Source organism: Clostridium sp. CCUG 7971, from assembly GCF_017590215.1.
Classification (GTDB): domain Bacteria; phylum Bacillota; class Clostridia; order Peptostreptococcales; family Peptostreptococcaceae; genus Faecalimicrobium.
In genome coordinates, this window is record NZ_JAFFPK010000175.1 from 1 (window position 1) to 19,632 (window position 19,632).

Consider the following 19,632-nt stretch of genomic DNA (forward strand, 5'->3'; position numbering starts at 1 on the left):
AATCTATAGCCTTTTATTTTGAAAATAAAGACACAGTGTATAGACATGAATGTATTAAAATTAAAAACATGTAGAAAAAAGTAAAAAAATAATGTATACTTAGTTTTAGCATCAGGTAATAGTATTAAAAGTAAGGAGTAATATATGAAAAGTAAAAAGAAAATAGCAATTATAAGTGTATCAATAATAACCATACTATTTTTAATAGTATCTTATGTAGTAGGATATTTAGTTTATGATGGATCGGTTGGATCTGAACAAAGTATAAAAAATGAAGAAGTTTTAGAAGTATTTTCAAATAGAGAAAATAAACCATTAGATAGGCTTAAAAATTATAAATATGAAGATTTATCTATAAAATCACCAAAGAATGGATATGATGTAGAAACAAAGTTTATAAAGTCAAATATTAAAACAGAAAATACAATTATATTAGTACATGGTATAGAAAGCTACTACTATGAATATTTAGAGAAAGCCTTTGAATATCTTGAAAGAGGATATAACGTTGTAATATATAATCAAAGGCATACAGGAAACACTGGAGGGGATGATTATACATTTGGTTTATATGAAAAGTTTGACTTAGACAGTGTAGCTAAGTTTGTTAAAGAAAGATATCCTAAAGGAAAATTAGGAGCTCATGGACATTCTATGGGAGCAGGAACGGTTTTAATGCATTCTGAAATAAATGAAAAAAATAAGTATGTAGACTTCTATATAGTAGATTCACCATATCATGAAATGGAAGACGCTATAAGATTAGGAATAGAAGCGGAAAATATACCATTTTTACCTATTAGCTATGCAAAGTTTATGGGTAATTTATATACAAAAATGAAATCAGGATTTAGTTATGACGATGTAAAGCCATATGAAGCAGTTAGGAATATAACTGTACCAGTGTTTTTAATACATGGTAAGGAAGATAAAGTGTGTGCCCCAGAAAGTAGTAAAATAATATATGATAGTATACCACACAATAAAAAAGAGCTTTGGCTAATAGATGGAGTTCAACATGTAAATGGATACGATATATTAGGAGATGAATATTTTAATCGAATATATTCATTTATAGATAAATATGTTTTTAAAAAATAAATGTCGATATAGATAAAAGTACCTTTAATTAGGTACTTTTATTAGTTTATAAATAAAACTATGTTATAATTTATGCATAGAAATTTTATTATAATTAGGGGGAATTTTATGAAACTAAAGAAAAATATTTGTGCAAGTATAGTTATTAGTGCTATTGCTTTTAATAGCATAGTTCCATTATCTTATGCAAATGAAAATAATGAGTATCAAACATATCAAAAATCAATACCAAGGATATACCAATCTTATAATTATGCTCCAGAAGAAGTACAACAAGATTTAGAAGAGTTATCTAGTATTAATTATTTCAAACTAAAAACAGATTCAAATTACGAAGTTGCCCTAGCTCATGCAAATGGTTCGTATACATTTGTAGAAGGAACTGATACTTTAGATAATGCAGTAAATATAGCGAATAGTTTAGAAAATGAATATGTATCTCAAAATATTATACCAACTGTTATAAATAGTGATGGTATGGTAGCGTATACAACAAACTCAATAGGGCGTATCGTTAAAATAGGAGAAGGGATATCTCAAGATTCAATGAATTACACAACAAATGTGTATCCAAATGCAAACAAGTCAGATGCTCATACATATATAAACCATGGATTTATAGACGATGTACCGGTAATAGAAGAGACTGCAGATATGGTAAAAGTAGAGATATCAGGGTATACAGGTTGGATAGAAAAAGCTGACAAAGATGGTGTTAATATAGTATTACTACCTATAAATCAAGCCAAAAATCTAAGTTATTATGAAACTGTAAATGGGCAACTAAACCACTATATAAGTTCTAATGTAGAGGGTAATAATGGAAGCAAAAGAAGTATAGGTAAAGCGCCATCATTCATGGTATCAGGGAAAAGATATTATAGTTATGATGGAAACTATTTTTATACTGATATAGAAAATTTAATATCTGATGCAAAATCAAATAATCATAACAATGCAGTAAATAGTAATAATCCATATTATAATTACTATCAATATCTATCAGGAAGAAGTAAATCATCATACAGTGCAGATGATATAAATAAATACTTTGAAAGCAAAACTCCAGTAGATAGTGTATTAAAAGGAGCTGGGAAATATTTTATAAAAGCTCAAAATAAATATGGGGTTAATGCATCTTATATGATTGGTATAGCTATGAATGAATCGGCTAGAGGAACTTCAAAACTTGCTAAGGAAAAAAATAATATATTTGGATTAAATGCTAAAGATTCTAGTCCCCAAGATGCAAAGAAATTTGAAAGCATAGAAGTGTGTATTGATGAATTTGCTAGAGATTGGATGTCAAATGGATATTTGAATCCAAAAAGTTATAAATACTATGGAAGTAACGTAGGAAATAAAAATTTAGGAAATAATGTAAAATATGCATCAGATCCTTTTTGGGGAGAGAAGGCAGCCAGCTTTATGAATGAAATGGATGTTTATTTATCTTCGTTAGGTATAAATGATGATTATAATAGATATAGACTTGGTGTATTTAATACATCAACATCAGTAAACGATAAAAATGGGAAAAATTTATATAATGCATCAAAAGGGCATGTTACAATAATTTCTGATAATCGTGGATCAAATATAGAAATAAATCCAGATAGAGTGATACCTTCAAGTGTAACTAATCCAATACCAGGAAGTCATGATTTTACAGTTAAAGGATATGTAGGACAAGGTAGTATAAACACTATAAACCAAGCAGAATCTAACCTGATTATAGATGAAATAAAAGGTTCAAATAGATATGAGACAGCAGGTCTTATAGCAGATCATCAAAATTATAATACAGCAATATTAGTCAATGCAGATAACACAGTGGCAGATGGTTTAAGTGCAAGTGGTTTAGCAGGTGCTACAAATGCTCCTATACTATTAACAAAAACTGACTCTATACCAAATGATACTATGTCAAGACTTAAAGGAGTTAATAAAGTTTATATTATAGGAAGTACATCAGCCGTAAGTAAAGCTGTAGAAGATAAATTAAAATCAGATAGTATACAAGTTGTAAGACTTGGAGGAATAGATAGATTAAAAACTAGTTATGAGGTAGCTAATGAGATAAAGAAAATAAAAAATATTGATAAGGTATTTTTAGTGAATGGATATAAAGGTGAAGCAGATGCAATGAGTGTATCATCTGTTGCAAGTAGAGATGGAGTACCGATCATATTAACAAATGGTAAAGATTTAACTTATAATACAAATAATGTACAAAACTATGTTATAGGCTCAACATCAGTAATGGATCAGTCTATAGTAAATAAAACTAAAGCAACGAGACTAGGCGGATTAGATAGATATTCCACTAATCAAGCAGTAGTTGAAAAATTCTATAAAGGTACAAATGAATTTTATATATCTAAAGGAGATATTTTAGTTGATGCTCTTACTGTTTCTCCTTTGGCAAAAAATTATCCTGTCATATTAGCTAAAAAAGGAAGCGATAAGTCTGCAGTTAAAAATGCAACTAAATTGATTCAATTAGGTGGTATGGATAATGAAGTTATTGATGAATGTATAAATATAATTAAATAGATTATAAGTTACTCAAATAAAAGAGGACCTAGATATGGGTCCTCTTAATTATTTATATTAACCGACCTAAGATATTCTGTAGGAGAGAATCCATAAGCCTTTTTAAAGGTATTTGAAAAATAATGTATTGAATTAAAACCTAATATATTAGATATTTCACTAATACTATACTTTGAGTCTTTTATTAATTCTTTGCCTATTTTTAACTTTAAAGTATTAATATAAGCTTTCGGTGTAGTATCAAGATTACTTCTAAAGAGAAGATGAAGCTTAGAAGTGCTAATATTAAATTCATCACACACTATCCTAATATTTATATTTTCATAAATATTTTTGTTAATAAACTTTAATATATCATCTAAAAGAGTATCGTCATAAAATTGCTGAACCCTATTTTTAGGCTTAATTAAAGATTTTTCTATATTCATACTAAGTATAGTTAAAATAAGTTGTTTTAAATGACAGATTATAAGTTCATTTTTATATAAATTATCAGAATGTAATTCATCCATAAGACTATACATGATAGAATGAAGTTTTTTATTACAGGTAAAAACTTTATTAGAAAGAAGCCCTATATCTTCAAAATTCATGTCAAAACTTAGAGTTAGATAAGAACAGGATTTGTTTTCATCAGTATATTGGCTATGATACTGATTAGGAGAATAAAATAATATGTCACCCTGTTGTAATTTAAATTCTATTCCATCAACATTTGTATATAAAACACCTCTATCTACAAATGTAAGTTCCCAAAAATAATGTTTTTCTCCTTTAAATAAATAATTAACTGGCTTTTCTTGATAAAATTTTGTATATATTTTATCTATAGATATAGTAGGAATAACTTCATTATAAGTATAAGTATTTTCTAACGAAATATAATTTGTAGATTTATTATCTAGATATAATTCAAGTTGGCAGTCCTTAGATATAGGTATGAAATTATAAAAAGTGCCTTTTTTTAATAAAATCTGTTTGTTTAGTATGTAAGAGTTTAAATTTATGCCAGATAAATTATCAGATACAACAATAAGAATAACTCCTTTTATAAGTCTAACATATGTATCTTCAGATGAAATAAATAAATTATCTATAGATTTAGATTTAAGTTTTAGAAAGATTTTGTCTTTAGAAGTTAAAATATTTGAGGGAAAATTAGATATTGTACTTCCGTATTTCTCAAATGTTAAGCATGCAGTTTGTTTAAACATTTTAAATCCTCCTTTTTGAAAATATATATTAATAATATGTTACAAGATATTTCAAGAAAATTCAAAATAAATAACAAAAAATTATAAAAACATTAAAGAAAATTACAAATACAAAAAATGTATATAGTACTACAATTATAGTTAATAAAAGATAAAGGCTTAAAATGAGGGGGATTATATATGAAAAAAATAACAGTAGCTATAATAGGTGCTGGGGCTAGAGGTATGCATGCATATGTTCCATACTTAAAAGAAAATCCAGAATTAGGAGAAGTCGTAGCAGTAGCAGAACCTCACGAATTAAGAAGAGATATATGTAAAAAACAATACAATATAAATGATGAAAATGTATTTGAAACCTGGGAAGATTTATTAGAAAAGGATAGATTAGCAGATGCGATAATAATAGCTAATAATGATGAGTCTCATTATGAACCAACAAAATTAGCTTTGGAAAAAGGGTATCATATACTTCTTGAAAAACCTATGTCTAATAGGCTAGAAGATATAGTTAGACTAGGAGAGTTAGCAAAAGAGTTTCCTAATCAAGTATTTATGATATGTCATGTACTTAGATATACAACATTTTTCTCTAAATTAAAAGAAATAGTAGATAGTAAAGAATTAGGTGAACTTGTAAGTATACAACATAATGAGAATATAGGATATTGGCATTTTGCTCATAGTTTTACTAGGGGAAATTGGAGAAATAGCAATGAAACAAGTCCACTAATATTAGCTAAAAGTTGTCATGATATGGATATATTGCTATGGTTAACAAATAAAAAGTGTACTAGCGTATCATCATTTGGACACTTAACTCATATGAGGGTTAAAAACTTTAAAGATGGAATGGCAGATAGATGCTTAGATTGTAAAGAGGAAGTTGAAAAAAAATGTCCGTATTCTGCTAAAAAATTATATTTATCAGAGAAACCAATATTTGCTAAAATAGTTCATCCAATACCTACAAAGGAAAATTTAAAAGAAGCTCTAAGAACAGGTCCTTATGGAAGATGTGTATATAAATGTGATAATAATGTTGTAGATCATATGGTTACAATATTAGAATTTGAAGATGAAGTAACGGCAACATTTAACTTATCTGCATTTACAGAAGAATGCAACAGAACTATAAAATTGATGTTTACTCATGGTGAGGTTGGGGGAAATCATGTTAAAAATACTATAGAGATTAAAAGGTTTAGAAAATATGGACAGAATATGATAGAGACTATAACACCCGAAGAAGTTGTAGGAGGTCATGGTGGAGGGGATCATGGTATAATGGAAGATTTTGTAAAGTTAGTTTCTGAAAATGGCGGAGAAGGTAAAACTAGCGCAACTAAATCTGTAGAAAGTCATATAATGGCATTTGCTGCAGAACATTCAAGATTAAATAAAGAGGTTGTTGATGTACAAGCGTTTTGGAAGAAAGCCATAAATGATATAACTGTTAAAAATTAATAAGTTAAAATTTATTAGATAACTATAAACAGTTATTAAAAAGGGGGAGAGCTATTATGTTATTTAAAAAAGGTATTATAGCAAGCGCATTACTAATGTCAATATTAGGTTTAACAGCATGTAGTTCTACAGGGGGAAGCGACAAAATAGAATTAAGATATGCAACTTGGGATCCGATGCATAAAGAGGCTATAGAAACATTAATAACAGAATATGAAGATAAAAATCCAAACATAGATATAAAATTAGAACAATATTCATTTGGCGATTATTGGACTAAAATGGAAACAGCAGCAACTGGAGGTTCTGCACCAGATATATTGTGGATGAATGCAACTAACTTTAACTTATATTCTAGTAGTGGTATGCTAGCTGATATGACTGATATGATAAAAGAAAATAATATTAATATGGATGATTATCTTGAAAATTTAACTAGTTTATATAATAAAGATGGAAAGCAATATGCAATTCCAACGTTTTGGGATGCAAATGTATTATTAGTAAATACAGAGTTAATGAAAGAGTATAGTATAGAGAAACCTAAAGAAAATTGGACTTGGGATGAAATGATGGCTTGGTTACAAGATGCTAAAACTAAATTACCAAATGATATATATCCAATAACTACTTTTACAACTGAAAGTAATCAATTAGGTGTATTTAATGAAGTTGCAGCAGCAGGAGGAACTATATTAAGCGATGATAAGACAAAGGCAATGATAAATTCTCATGAAACAGAAGACGGGTTTAAGAAATATTTTGAATTAGCAACTAGTGACTTACATACACCGATAGATTTAAATAGAGAATTAAAAACTAGTACAATATTTAAATCAAATAAAGCTTTAGCAATACAAGCAGGCTCATATCACATACTTGGATATTCAGATCCAGAACAAGCAAAAGTTGCTGGAAATTTTGAAATATATCAAATACCAAAAATTAATGAAAAAGCTAAAGGAAGTACTGTTATACATGGTTTAGGAAATGCAATATCTTCAAATAGTAAACATCCCAAAGAAGCATTTGACTTTATAAAATTTATGTCAAGTAAAGAGTCTATGGAAAAATATACAAAGTTAGCATCAGTTCCTCAATCTCGTAAAGATGTTCAAGATGTATTTTCATCATCTATGAAGGAACAACTAGGAATAGATGTCACTCCACTTACAGATGCTGCACAAGGAGCGATGCCTCTACCAAATAGTTTCGATACATCTAAATGGGATAAAGTAATAAATGATAATTTTAATGAATATTTAAATGGAAATATGGCTCTAGATGAAGCACTTAAAAAGACTCAAGAAGGAATACAAAAAGTATTAGACGCTGAGAAAAAATAGAGTATTACTTTAAAAGAATACAGATTCTTATTTTGAATCTGTATTCTTTTAATAATAAGATATATGTTTAAGGAGGAGCTTGATTTGAGCGCTAAAGTAGAGAATATTGATTCTAAAAATAATACTTATGAAGATAAAGAATTAAGAAAAAAATCTAAATTTAAAAAGAAGATGAGAAAAAATATAACAGGGTACATGTTTATATTACCTCTTTTAATAGGTGTAGTAGTATTTAACTTTATACCATTTGTATTGAATTTATTTTATAGTTTAACTGATTTAGGGTCTTTTGGACAATGGGATTTTGTAGGAATAGATAATTTTAAAAGATTATTAGAGGATCCATTATTTTTTAAGGCAGTAGGAAATACTTTTTTATATGTTATAGTAACTGTACCTATAATGGTCATAATTTCTATATGCATTGCTAATTTATTAAATAAAAATATAAGAGGAAAAGGTATATATCGTACATTGTATTTCTTACCAGTTGTTACAATGGCATCAGCATCAACATTAGTTTTTCAATGGATGTTTAATGCAGAGTACGGGTTGGTGAATCAAGTTCTAAAACTTATAGGACTTGAAGGTCAAATGTGGTTTTCAAATCCAGATTTAGCAAGAGTAGTAATAATGATATTTATTATATGGGGAGGGCTAGGGTATAAAATAATGATTCTTTTAGGTGGACTTCAATCTATACCAGAATCATACTATGAGGCTGCATCAATAGATGGAGCATCTCCATTTAAGCAATTTATACATATAACAATACCTTTATTAACACCAAGTATATTTTTCATAGTTATATGGTCATTAATAGGATCATTCCAATTATTTGATGTTGTATTTATGTTAATTCCACAAGGGAGTCCATCATATGAAAGTACAATAACTATGACAAGGTACTTCTATGATTTAGGGTTTACGCTAGGAGATAAAGGATACGCATCTGGAGTTGCCGTAATTTTATTTTTAATAATAATGACAATAACTTTAATACAATTTAAACTTCAAAAAAGATGGGTACATTATTCTGATGAGTAATATTAAGGGGGAATAATAATATGAAAATAAAGAAGAGTTCTAAAATATTTACGCATATAACTCTTACAATATTAGCTATATTTATAGTATTGCCATTTGCATGGATGCTACTTACATCAGTAAAGACATTAGCAGAAGCAGAAGCTGTACCACCAACAATTCTTCCAGAAGTATTTAGATTTGAAAATTACACGAAAATATTTGAAGAATTTCCATTTGGACAATACTATATGAATACAATAACAATAACAGTACTTACAGTTATTTTACAGCTAATAATAGTAACACCAGCAGCTTATGCATTTGCAAGATTAGATTTTAAATTTAAAGACACTATATTTTTACTTCTTATGGCAGCTATGATGGTTCCAGGACAAATGTATATAATACCACAGTATCAAATTATACAAAAAATGGGACTACTAAATACTCTAATGGCAATAGTAATACCTGGAGTGTTTAGTATATACTATACTTTTTTATTACGTCAACATTTTAAATCGATACCAAGAGAAATGGAAGAAGCGGCAGTAATAGATGGAGCTTCTCAATTTACAATATTTATTAAATTAATGGTTCCAATAGTAAGACCAGCACTAGCGACTGTTGCAATACTTGGAGGGCTTGGAGCCTGGAATAGCTTCTTATGGCCATTAATTGTTAATTCTACACCAGACAAGTTACCATTAGCATCTGGGCTTAGATTATTTATAGGTCAGTTTGGAACACATTATCCAAAGATGATGGCAGGGGCAGTTTTATCAGTATTACCAATGGTTGTGATATTTAGTATATTCCAAAAGAAATTTATAGCAAGTATGACAGTATCAGCGGGTAAAGAATAAAATATAAAGAGAGTAAGTATTAATACTTACTCTCTTTATATTTTATTCTTTAATCTTATATCTTAAAAATAATCTTAAACTCGGTATAATCATCATTACTTATTACAGATATTTTACCATTATTTTTATTTACTAATTCTTTTACTATAGATAATCCAAATCCATTATCGTTATTTCCCTTAGTTGTAAAACCTGGATTAAATATTTTATCTAATATTTTTTCATCAATTTTTGGTCCATCATTTCTTATATTTATATATATAGAATTAAAAATTTTATAAGTTTTGATAACGATTAATCCACTACCATTCATAGCAGTTACTGCATTGTTAACTATGTTAGAAATTATCTTTTGAAGTTCATACTCAGATATTTGAAGCTCAGATAAATCTGACTCTTCTTCTACTATTACATTTACATCATCAGTTATTAATGATGTAACAATAATAGAAATTATAGATTCTGAATTAGATAAAATTTTTAAGTTATCGGAAATATTATTGTTACCATTTATAACATCTTTTAAAACAATACCTAACCTTTCATATTGTTCCATTATATATAATCCATTAATGTATGATATTTGAGAACCATAGTCATGCTTTATTTTTCTCAATTCATCATTTTTTTCATTTAATACTTTGTTTAGCATATCTATTTCATACATTTTCTTTTTTAAATTAACAAAATACATACATACTATAGCTACAAAGGCTATTAACGATAATATAAAAATATTTTTTAAAACTACATTATCATTACCATGAATTATTAAAGACAGAGACAATATGTAATTAAGTGAAAATAAAATTAATAAAAGTATTTCAAAAGAATATTTTCTTCTATTTAAAAATTTATAAATTTCATAAATTTTATCGATAAATATAAAAATAGAAATTTCTATAAGATACATAGGAAGATACATTACAATTATTTCAGATATAACGGAATCCTTGATAGAAACTAGACCTTGTATGTATGACCAGTGTATATTTCCAAATATAATTGATGTTAGTATAAATAGAATAGATATTAAACTATATGAGATTATCACTCTATTATAATTTTTAAAGTAAAAACAAAGTAGTATCAGGATATTTAATATATCCATTAAAATAAGAGAAAGAGAACTTCCTCCTATTTTAATGCTTATAAATTGAATTGAAAGAAATATAAATAAAGCACTACCAACTAATTTTAAACTAGTACCCTCTTGTCGAATTAAATTGTCTTTTTTCATACAATAATATGGAAAATAACTAACTAAAATTGATTGAATTATAGTACTAATTAAATCAGCTATTAGTAACATATTTATCTTTTATTCTTCATTGACTGAGGCATTTCCTCTGTACCTACTAATGCCATTGATGCTACACCAGCATTAACTACAACAGCTGATAATAAAAGCATAACTCCACCTAAAAACTTCTTAATCTTCATAACCTATTCCTCCCTTTTAAAAAATGTTTTTTTATTAAACATGAGACAGACTTCTATAAGGAGTGTCCATGTAATAATGCAACTATAAACCCCTATATTATGTAAAACTAGAGCTATTAAAGAAAATATAATGCTATTTATTACTCCTAATTTACAATTTCGATTTATTAAATCTACTCTAGTTATAGGCATATCAGCATTAATCACAGGTGCTCTACTATATATAGCAAAAATATTTAAGCTATTTAATAAAATTAAGCTTATTAAATTTAATTGATTGTTTAAAGATAAGTAAAGAATCATTGATGAGATTATAATTGATGATACTAAACATTTAACTTGAGTATCTTCATGATATCCCCCAATGAATGGCTTAGTGAATGACATTACTATCATAATAACTATAATTTCTTTGAAATATCCTAAAATTGAAAATAGTGAGATTATAATAATTATCTTTATTATTTCGAAAACTGTTATTAATAAACTGTACTCTATTTCCTCTTTTTTTTCTTTACTAAAGTTATTATGGTTACCTATATCATCTGTAATTTTTTTTATTAAGTTTCTAACCATATATTTTCCCATTCTTTTAAATTAAGTTATTTTATAATATTTTAAACTTTTCCCCAAAAGTTAATTACTTAAAATTTATCTTATTATCAATTATACAAGAAAACATTTGCATTACTAGACTTTTATTTTGTAAAAATTTTTGATATTATAAAAGGTAGTGTAAAAAAATGCATAAAAACTATATAAATCATGATATTTAATAGATATTAAAGTAGTATAAAAATATTTAACATAAGTATAAATTTGTGTTAAAATATAAAATACTAGCTACCCAAATATTAGCTAGGACTTGTTCGAGAACCTCCAAGTATAAAAAACTAAGGTATTTATATAGTGGCAGTATATAAGAATTACCCTTAGATACGGCTTTTTTTATGTTAAAAAAGCGTATAGGTTCTCCTTATAAATATTTTAAGGAGGAGATTGTCATGCAAAAAAGAAAGGTAATAATTGATTGTGACCCAGGGATAGATGATTCTCTGGCAATTCTTCTAGCAATTAACTCACCAGAGCTAGATGTAGTAGGTATAACTACGTGCAGTGGAAATGTACCTGCAAGGTTAGGAGCAAAAAATGCTCTAAAAGCACTTCAAATGTGTTCTTCACTTAATATACCAGTATATGTTGGAGAAGAATACCCGATAAAAAGAGAGCTTGTAACAGCACAAGATACTCATGGAGAAGATGGAGTAGGAGAAAATTTCTATGAAGAGGTAAATGTAGAAATATTAGAAAATGGAGTTGACTTTATAATCGATACATTAAAAAATAATAAAGATGTATCTATTATAGCATTGGGACCTCTTACTAATATTGCAAAAGCTCTTATGAAAGATAAAGATGCATTTAATAACTTAGATGAATTTGTATCTATGGGAGGAGCATTTAGAATTCATGGCAATTGTTCCCCAGTAGCAGAGTTTAATTACTGGGTAGATCCTCATGGTGCAGATTACGTTTACAAGAACTTATCTAAAAAAATCCATATGGTAGGACTTGATGTAACAAGAAAAATTGTACTTACACCAAATATTATAGAGTTTATTAATAGACTTGATAAAACTACTTCTAAGTACATTACAGAAATAACAAGATTTTATATTGATTTCCATTGGGAACAAGAAGGCATAATTGGGTGTGTAATAAATGATCCACTAGCAGTAGCATACTTTATCGATAGAAAGTTATGTAGTGGATTTGATTCCTATGTTGAAATAGTAGAAGATGGAGTTGCTATGGGACAATCTATAGTAGATTCATTTAATTTCTATAAAAATACACCTAATGCTCATGTACTAACTAATGTTGATGAAAAACAGTTTATGAAGATATTCCTTAAGAGATTATTTAAAGAGTATGAGGATGTTATAGAATCTGTAGAAGGGGTGCTATAGCATGAATAAAAGTATAAATGTTAGAAATGTTACAATGGTTGGATTAGGAGTAGCATTAAATGTAGTCGGGGCATTTATAGCTCTTAATTTAAGGCTCCCAATATATATGGATTCTATAGGTACTATATTTATAGCTTGTTTACTTGGACCAAGATATGCTGTGTTAACAGGGCTTTGTGGAAGTATAGTTAGTGGTATAACTTTTGACATATACTCACTTTATTTTGCACCTGTTCAAATAGCAACAGGATTACTTGCAGGTATAATGTATAAAAATGGGTTCTTAAAAGGTATAAAAACTCCAATTGGTGTATTAATATTTACAATACCAACATCTATAATAAGTGCGTGTATAGCTGCATTTTTATTTGGAGGAATTACATCTTCAGGATCTTCATATATAGTTCAAATATTAAAGGCTATAGGTATTTCAGACGTATTTAGTGTATTTATTACACAAGTATTTACTGACTATACAGATAAATTTATAGGTGTAGTATTTGTAGGTTTAGGTGTAAATGCATTGCCTAAAAGTGTTAAATCACAAATGGTAGTTAATAAATAAAGGAGATATTATGGATAGATATAGTGAAGTAACTAATAAAAATGTACGTGAGATAGTATTACTTAAAGGATTTCCTTGTATATGGGGAAAATGTAGTTTTTGTGACTATATATTAGATAATTCAACCTCAGAAGATGAAATAAATAAAATAAATTTTGAGGTTTTAGAAAATATAACTGGAAAATATAAAGTACTAGAAGTTATAAACTCAGGAAGTTGTTTTGAACTGCCAAAGGCTACTTTATTAAAAATAAAAGAAATAATAAAAGAAAAAAATATAGAAAAACTATTTTTAGAAAGTCATTGGGCTTATAAAAATAAGATACAAGAAATGAGGGAATTTTTTGAAATACCAATAACTTTTAAAATAGGAGTAGAGAGCTTTGACTATGAATTTAGAAATACATTTTTAAATAAAAATGCTAAATTTAAAAGTGTTTCACAGTTAAAAGAACATTTTGATTCACCATGTATGATGGTAGGAATAAAAGGCCAGACAAAAGAAATGATCGATAAAGATATGGAAATAGTTTTAAATAATTTTGAACATGCTACAATAAATGTATTTGTAAACAATAGCACAAGTTTAGAAAGAGATGATGAATTAGTAAAATGGTTTATAGAAAAATATAAATTTTTAGATGAAAGTCCTAAAATAGAAGTATTATATAATAATACAGATTTTGGGGTAGGAGATTAATAAAAAGCACATTGATAAATTTATCAATGTGCTTTTTACATATAAGAAAATTATATTTTATCTGATTTGTTGATAAATATAATTTTCAACCGCTAAGCTTTAGTGTAGGACATGATTTATAAATCGTTGGTGACATGAGCGAAGTGAATTTTTTATTAATTTATATTAAAAAATTGTATTATTGGGTATAATTTAATCTTAAGTAAATAATTAAAAAGCTTATAATTATAGGAGGATTTTAATGGAAATATTCACAATAGGACACTCAAATTATAGTGTTGAAAAATTAATAGACATGCTTAGATATTACAAAATTGATTGTGTAGTTGATATTAGAGGAACTCCTTATTCAAAATATAATATTCAATTTAACAAAGATACAATAAAAAATACATTGATAAAAGCTGGATTTATATATATTTATATGGCTAAAGAGTTTGCAGCTAAAAGAGAAAATAAAATTTCTTATAATATAGAAGGATATTCAGATTTTGAAAAAGTAATAAATGAAGAAGATTTTTTAATAGGCATAAATAGATTAAAAGATGGTTGTAATAAAGGTTATAAGATTGCTTTGCTTGGTGCAATGCAAGATCCTATAAGATGCCATAGAAGCATTTTAGTAGGAAGAGAATTAATACATTATGGTTTTGAAATGAAACATATACTTGATGATTACTCATTAGCATCTCAAGATGATATAGAAGAAAGCCTACTAGAGAAGTATTTTAGTGATAGGAATCAGTTAAGTATTGATAATTTGCTTGGAAATGAAAAATCAAGATATGATATGATAAAAGAAAGTTATAAAATAGCAAATAAAGAAATTGGATATAGAATAGAACATTTAGATGATTAATACAAAAGCTTAACATTACATAATGTTAAGCTTTTGTATTTGCTAATCCAATATATTTATTAATTTTCCGCCATATTCAACTCCACAATTATGACCAACACCTTTATATATAACTTTGCCTTCTTTAGTATCTACTAAAGTCATATAAACTTTAGCAGATAAAGTTTCTTTGACTAAAGGTATCATGTTTCCGTTCTTAGGTCCCATACATATAACAAAATTATCTCTATTAGTATAAGTACTTAAGGTGAGTTTTAGATTTTTATTAGTTGCAACTAACTCAATATCTTGACCTATACTTTTTAAAGTAAGTTTACTTTTATTTATAGTAGTAAATTTGTAAAAATCTTTTCCAATTGTTACACCAATTAAAAATCCACGGAAATCTCTAACAGGAAATGGAATAGTAGCTAAAGAGCAAGTGACACTTATAGATGGATTTTTAAAGCTATTGCTTTGTATCCAAGCCCAAGACCTAGGGAAACTCTTACCCCAATTTTTTTCTATATAAACTTTACCACCAGTAAAATCAACTAATTCTCCGTTTATTTGTAGTTTACCAATTATATTTCCGTTTAGAATGCAAACTTGACTGTAACACTCCATAAAAGATAAATAATTATAAAATCCCATACTCCCAGGATTTAATAAATTACCTTTCCATTTAACTGTATTTTTAAAGGATAAACTGCCTTTTATAGTTTTATTTTTATACTTTAAATTTAAACTAATTTTATCTAGTGAAAATACATTAGATCTTATTCCTATTTTAAAGTTTTTATTATTAAACTTAAAAGATTTTTCATTAAATCGTAAGTATTTATACTCATTATTAAAACTATCTATTATTTGTATAAAGCTATGATTTTCAGATTTCTTTTCTCCAAAAGATATGCCAGGTATGAATGCAAATTTATATAAATTATCTTTATCTACAATTTTAAAATACCAACCTTCAAAGAAATTGTTATTTTTACCAATTCCATGATATAAATCAGGATTTATCAAACTTTTCATTATTTTTCCTCCAATATGTTCTTATTTATAATAATTGCTTATTTTCATGGGAATTATACTAATATGAATTAATTAAATATAAAAAGGAGAATAAACATGAATCAATCATATTGGATTTTAAGCACACAATCTAAGAACTATGAAAAACTAGGCAAGAATATAAAAACGAATACACTAATAGTAGGTGCTGGAATAGTAGGAATTACTACTGCATATTTATTGGCAAAACAGGGAGTCGATGTAGTAGTAGTGGATGCAGACAAAGTTGCATATGGAAGTTCTGGAAGAAATACAGGTAAAGTTACTACACAACATGATGTAAAATACTCAGAAATCAATAATAAATATGGATTAGAGATAGCATCATTATATTATGAAGGCAATAATGAAGCTTTAAATTTAGTAAAAGATATTATAAAAGAAAATAATATAGATTGTAAATTTGAGCAAGTTTCAGCATATATGTATACTCAAAATGAAAATTATATACCAGATTTAAAAGATGAGTATGAACTATGTAAAAAAATTGGTATAGATTGTGAATATCATAATAAATTAGATTTACCAATGGACATAAAAGGTGCAATTAGTTTTAACAATCAAGGACAATTTAATCCAAAACAATATGTAGACGCCTTAGCTAATAAATGTGTAGAATTAGGAGTTAAAATATATGAAAATACTCCAATTACTAATTTAGAAAAAGGAAAGGTATGCAAAGCAAAAACTAAAGATAATACTGAGATTGAGGCTGAAAATATAGTAATTGCTTCACATGTTCCTTGGTATGATGGGTTAAACCTTTACTTTGCAAAAGAAAAAGCAGATAGATCTTACTTGTTAGGGGTTACATTAGAAACTGACTTTCCAAAAGGTATGTTTATAAGTATAGAAGAACCAACAAAAACTTTTAGAAGTTATGAGGGAGAAGGTAAAAAGTTATTAATATTTGGAGGAAACGACCATAAAACAGGTCAAGGAAAAATAGAGGAAGAAATATTTGAAGATTTAAAACAATATGCAAGTGAAAACTTTAATGTTAATGACTTTAAATATGAATGGTCAGCACAAGATTGTATGAGTTTTGATAATATGCCGTATATTGGATATATAAATAAAAGTGAAAATAATATATATGTAGCTACGGGATTTTCAAAATGGGGTATGACAAATGGTACATTATCAGCAATTATAATAAGTGACCTTATAACTAAGGATAAATCTAAATATGAAGAAATATTCAAACCAACAAGAAAAGGAAGTTATTTAAATACAGATTTTATAAAAGAAAATTTAAATGTAGGAATCAGCTATATATCTGGAAAGTTAAAGTTTGGTAGTGAAGAAATGCCTAGAGAAAAAGGTGAAGGTAAAATTGTAAATATTGATGGAAAAAGATATGGAGCATACAGAAATTATGATGGAGAGCTATATGTAGTGGATATAACTTGTACTCATTTAGGATGCGAGCTAAAGTTTAATTCTGCTGAAAAAACATGGGATTGTCCATGTCACGGGTCGAGATTTAATTATGAGGGCAATATACTAGAAGGTCCAGCACTTAGACCTTTAAAGAGATATGGAGAAGGTAAGAATAAAGTAGATCCTAAATTATATTAATATAAAAAAGTACTGTAGATAAAATTTATCTACAGTACTTTTAATATTGCATTTTATATTAAAATCGAATTTTCTATTTGATAAATTGTTGTAAATAATGATCCATCGATAAAGATACTTCTTTAGCATCAACAACAGCTTGAATAACTGTTCTAGCACCATGAGTAACATCACCACAAGCAAATACTCCTTCACGAGTTGTTTGACCAGTTTCGTTTGTTAAAAGTAGACCACCATGTTTAACATCAAGACCTTTGTTATTTATAACTATATTATTTTTAGGTACCTGACTTACTGCTATTAAAACACTATCACATTTATAAAGCTTTTGACTACCTTCAATGCTAATAAGTGAAGTTGAACCATCTTCATTAACGATTTTTTTAGTATCTTCAAGTATTATACCTTCATCAACTATTTCAACTGGTGATTTGAATGTTTCGAATAAAACACCTTCATCTTTAGCCTCACTAATTTCATGCTTAGTAGCACTCATATCTGAAACATCACGTCTGTAAACAATATGAACATCATTAGAACCAAAATATTTAGCGCTTCTAGCAGCATCCATAGCAACATTACCAGCACCTATAACTATAATTTTATTTCCCAGGTCATAGCTGTTAGGCGTTCTTAAATAATCAATAGCGTAATGAACGTGACCAAACGTTTCTCCTTTTATATTTAATCTTTTAGGATTCCAGACTCCTGTTCCTATAAATATTGATTTATAGCCATCTTTAAGTAATTTATTTAAAGTAATAACAGGTCCTATTAAAGAATTTATTTTTATTTTTACTCCAGCATCAATAAGGCGTTTTCTAAGAAGGTCTACTATGCTTCTAGGTAATCTAAATTCTGGTATTCCATAACTTAATATACCGCCTATTTTTTCATTTTTTTCAAAAATTGTTACATCATATCCTTTACTAGCAAGTTCAAATGCAACTGTAATACCAGCAGGACCAGAACCTACTACAGCAACTTTTACACCATTTTTAGGAGCTTTTTCTATTTTCATACTTTCTAAGTATTTTGTAGATATCTCATATTCTATTTCATGAAAGCGTACAGGGTCTCCCTTTATGCCTTTTATACAATTTCCACGACATTGATCTTCATGAGGGCAAACGATAGAACACACTGAAGATAAAGGATTATTATCAAATAATAATTTACCAGCTTCCATTAGTTTACCTTCCTTATACAATTCAATTACCTTAGGTATAGGAGTATCTATAGGACAATTTTTCTGACATCGAGCATTTTTACAGGTAATACATTTGTTAGCTTCATTTAAATTACTAAGCATAAATTTGCCTCCTCACGATATATAACTACAAGTTAATTCAGTTTTTCATATATTATAACAAACAATTTGTATTTATAAAACAATAAACATATTATTAACAAGATCTCATATTTATAAAAAATCGAATCATTTGTTAAACTATAGAAACTTTATATAATAGTTAAAATAAATAGTTTCAGAAAATTAATCTGTATAAGAAAATATGATTTAGTTATAATTGGAGCAAAATTAGCATATAAAATGAAAACTAAAGTATTAAAAGAATATTGATAAAAAATAACTAAAACATAAATGCTGTGTATAACTTGAGTATATTTATCGTTATACACAGCACTGCTTAATAATATATTTTTAAATAATATTATAATATAAAAATTAAAGGCTTAATTTAAGTAAATGCAAAGGTATATACTTAAGTAAGTCTTTTTATATATCTTAATAATGTTAGTTTACTAATATGTCATATTTTAGTAATATATTATAAGGCATAATATTTATTTATAAAAAAGATATACATTTTTAGGAGGACGAATTAATTGTTAAAGAAGCTTTTTAATATTATGAAAAAAA

At 27.1% G+C, this 19,632-nt stretch carries 17 protein-coding genes and 1 riboswitch; of the genes, 11 read left to right on the forward strand and 6 right to left on the reverse strand.

What is annotated here, in order from left to right; genetic code table 11:
- Positions 1–144 precede the first annotated feature (144 nt).
- Together JWF52_RS17740 and JWF52_RS17745 are read left to right on the forward strand one after the other, a co-directional pair.
- Complete coding sequence (locus JWF52_RS17740) at positions 145–1,101, forward strand: alpha/beta hydrolase (protein WP_208334815.1); 957 nt, start codon at positions 145–147, stop codon at positions 1,099–1,101.
- A gap of 108 nt (positions 1,102–1,209) precedes the next feature.
- Positions 1,210–3,657 (forward strand): cell wall-binding repeat-containing protein, encoded by a 2,448-nt coding sequence (locus JWF52_RS17745; protein WP_208334816.1) that lies wholly within the window; start codon positions 1,210–1,212, stop codon positions 3,655–3,657.
- A 44-nt stretch (positions 3,658–3,701) separates the two neighbouring features.
- Here the strand turns inward: JWF52_RS17745 and JWF52_RS17750 are convergent, their stop codons facing one another.
- Positions 3,702–4,871, reverse strand: coding sequence for an AraC family transcriptional regulator (locus JWF52_RS17750; protein ID WP_208334817.1), 1,170 nt, complete (start codon positions 4,869–4,871; stop codon positions 3,702–3,704).
- Between the two features lie 180 nt (positions 4,872–5,051).
- Here JWF52_RS17750 and JWF52_RS17755 point away from each other — a divergent pair, with 180 nt between their 5' ends.
- The 4 genes from JWF52_RS17755 (at position 5,052) to JWF52_RS17770 (ending at position 9,576) form a co-directional block, all read left to right on the forward strand.
- Positions 5,052–6,338 (forward strand): Gfo/Idh/MocA family protein, encoded by a 1,287-nt coding sequence (locus JWF52_RS17755; protein ID WP_208334818.1) that lies wholly within the window; start codon positions 5,052–5,054, stop codon positions 6,336–6,338.
- A 56-nt stretch (positions 6,339–6,394) separates the two neighbouring features.
- On the forward strand, positions 6,395–7,684 hold the full coding sequence (locus tag JWF52_RS17760; RefSeq protein ID WP_208334819.1) for an ABC transporter substrate-binding protein: 1,290 nt from the start codon (positions 6,395–6,397) through the stop codon (positions 7,682–7,684).
- Positions 7,685–7,768: 84 nt separating this feature from the next.
- Positions 7,769–8,731, forward strand: a complete 963-nt coding sequence (locus JWF52_RS17765) for a carbohydrate ABC transporter permease (RefSeq protein ID WP_208334820.1) — start codon at positions 7,769–7,771, stop codon at positions 8,729–8,731.
- 20 nt (positions 8,732–8,751) lie between these two features.
- Complete coding sequence (locus JWF52_RS17770; protein WP_208334821.1) at positions 8,752–9,576, forward strand: carbohydrate ABC transporter permease; 825 nt, start codon at positions 8,752–8,754, stop codon at positions 9,574–9,576.
- A 55-nt stretch (positions 9,577–9,631) separates the two neighbouring features.
- Here the strand turns inward: JWF52_RS17770 and JWF52_RS17775 are convergent, their stop codons facing one another.
- The 3 genes from JWF52_RS17775 to JWF52_RS17780 are packed head-to-tail and all read right to left on the reverse strand — an operon-like array spanning position 9,632 to position 11,595.
- Complete coding sequence (locus tag JWF52_RS17775; RefSeq protein ID WP_208334822.1) at positions 9,632–10,888, reverse strand: sensor histidine kinase; 1,257 nt, start codon at positions 10,886–10,888, stop codon at positions 9,632–9,634.
- A gap of 2 nt (positions 10,889–10,890) precedes the next feature.
- Positions 10,891–11,019: a hypothetical protein gene (locus JWF52_RS19500; RefSeq protein WP_286184261.1), complete on the reverse strand. Its 129-nt coding sequence runs from the start codon at positions 11,017–11,019 to the stop codon at positions 10,891–10,893.
- A 3-nt stretch (positions 11,020–11,022) separates the two neighbouring features.
- Positions 11,023–11,595 carry an accessory gene regulator B family protein gene (locus tag JWF52_RS17780; protein WP_208334823.1) on the reverse strand — a complete coding sequence of 191 codons (573 nt, stop codon included), beginning with the start codon at positions 11,593–11,595 and terminating at the stop codon, positions 11,023–11,025.
- 282 nt (positions 11,596–11,877) lie between these two features.
- Positions 11,878–11,922: riboswitch (PreQ1 riboswitch) on the forward strand.
- Positions 11,923–12,023: 101 nt separating this feature from the next.
- Between JWF52_RS17780 and JWF52_RS17785 the strand changes: the two genes are divergently transcribed.
- From JWF52_RS17785 to JWF52_RS17800, 4 genes are all read left to right on the forward strand, one after another.
- A complete protein-coding gene (locus JWF52_RS17785) occupies positions 12,024–12,989 on the forward strand; it encodes a nucleoside hydrolase (RefSeq protein ID WP_208334824.1) in 966 nt (321 codons plus the stop codon).
- A gap of 1 nt (position 12,990) precedes the next feature.
- The gene (locus JWF52_RS17790; protein ID WP_208334825.1) at positions 12,991–13,554 is read left to right on the forward strand and encodes a biotin transporter BioY; all 564 of its coding nucleotides are present in this window, start codon (positions 12,991–12,993) and stop codon (positions 13,552–13,554) included.
- Between the two features lie 10 nt (positions 13,555–13,564).
- Positions 13,565–14,254 carry a radical SAM protein gene (locus tag JWF52_RS17795; protein ID WP_208334826.1) on the forward strand — a complete coding sequence of 230 codons (690 nt, stop codon included), beginning with the start codon at positions 13,565–13,567 and terminating at the stop codon, positions 14,252–14,254.
- Positions 14,255–14,495: 241 nt separating this feature from the next.
- Positions 14,496–15,113, forward strand: coding sequence for a DUF488 domain-containing protein (locus JWF52_RS17800; protein ID WP_208334827.1), 618 nt, complete (start codon positions 14,496–14,498; stop codon positions 15,111–15,113).
- A gap of 42 nt (positions 15,114–15,155) precedes the next feature.
- Here the strand turns inward: JWF52_RS17800 and JWF52_RS17805 are convergent, their stop codons facing one another.
- A complete protein-coding gene (locus JWF52_RS17805) occupies positions 15,156–16,130 on the reverse strand; it encodes a tocopherol cyclase family protein (RefSeq protein WP_208334828.1) in 975 nt (324 codons plus the stop codon).
- A gap of 96 nt (positions 16,131–16,226) precedes the next feature.
- On the opposite strand from JWF52_RS17805, the gene JWF52_RS17810 reads away from it, so the two are divergent.
- Positions 16,227–17,750 (forward strand): FAD-dependent oxidoreductase, encoded by a 1,524-nt coding sequence (locus JWF52_RS17810; RefSeq protein WP_208334829.1) that lies wholly within the window; start codon positions 16,227–16,229, stop codon positions 17,748–17,750.
- 73 nt (positions 17,751–17,823) lie between these two features.
- Here JWF52_RS17810 and JWF52_RS17815 read toward each other — a convergent pair whose 3' ends face one another.
- Complete coding sequence (locus JWF52_RS17815; RefSeq protein ID WP_208334830.1) at positions 17,824–19,062, reverse strand: NAD(P)-dependent oxidoreductase; 1,239 nt, start codon at positions 19,060–19,062, stop codon at positions 17,824–17,826.
- Between the last annotated feature and the right edge of the window lie 570 nt (positions 19,063–19,632).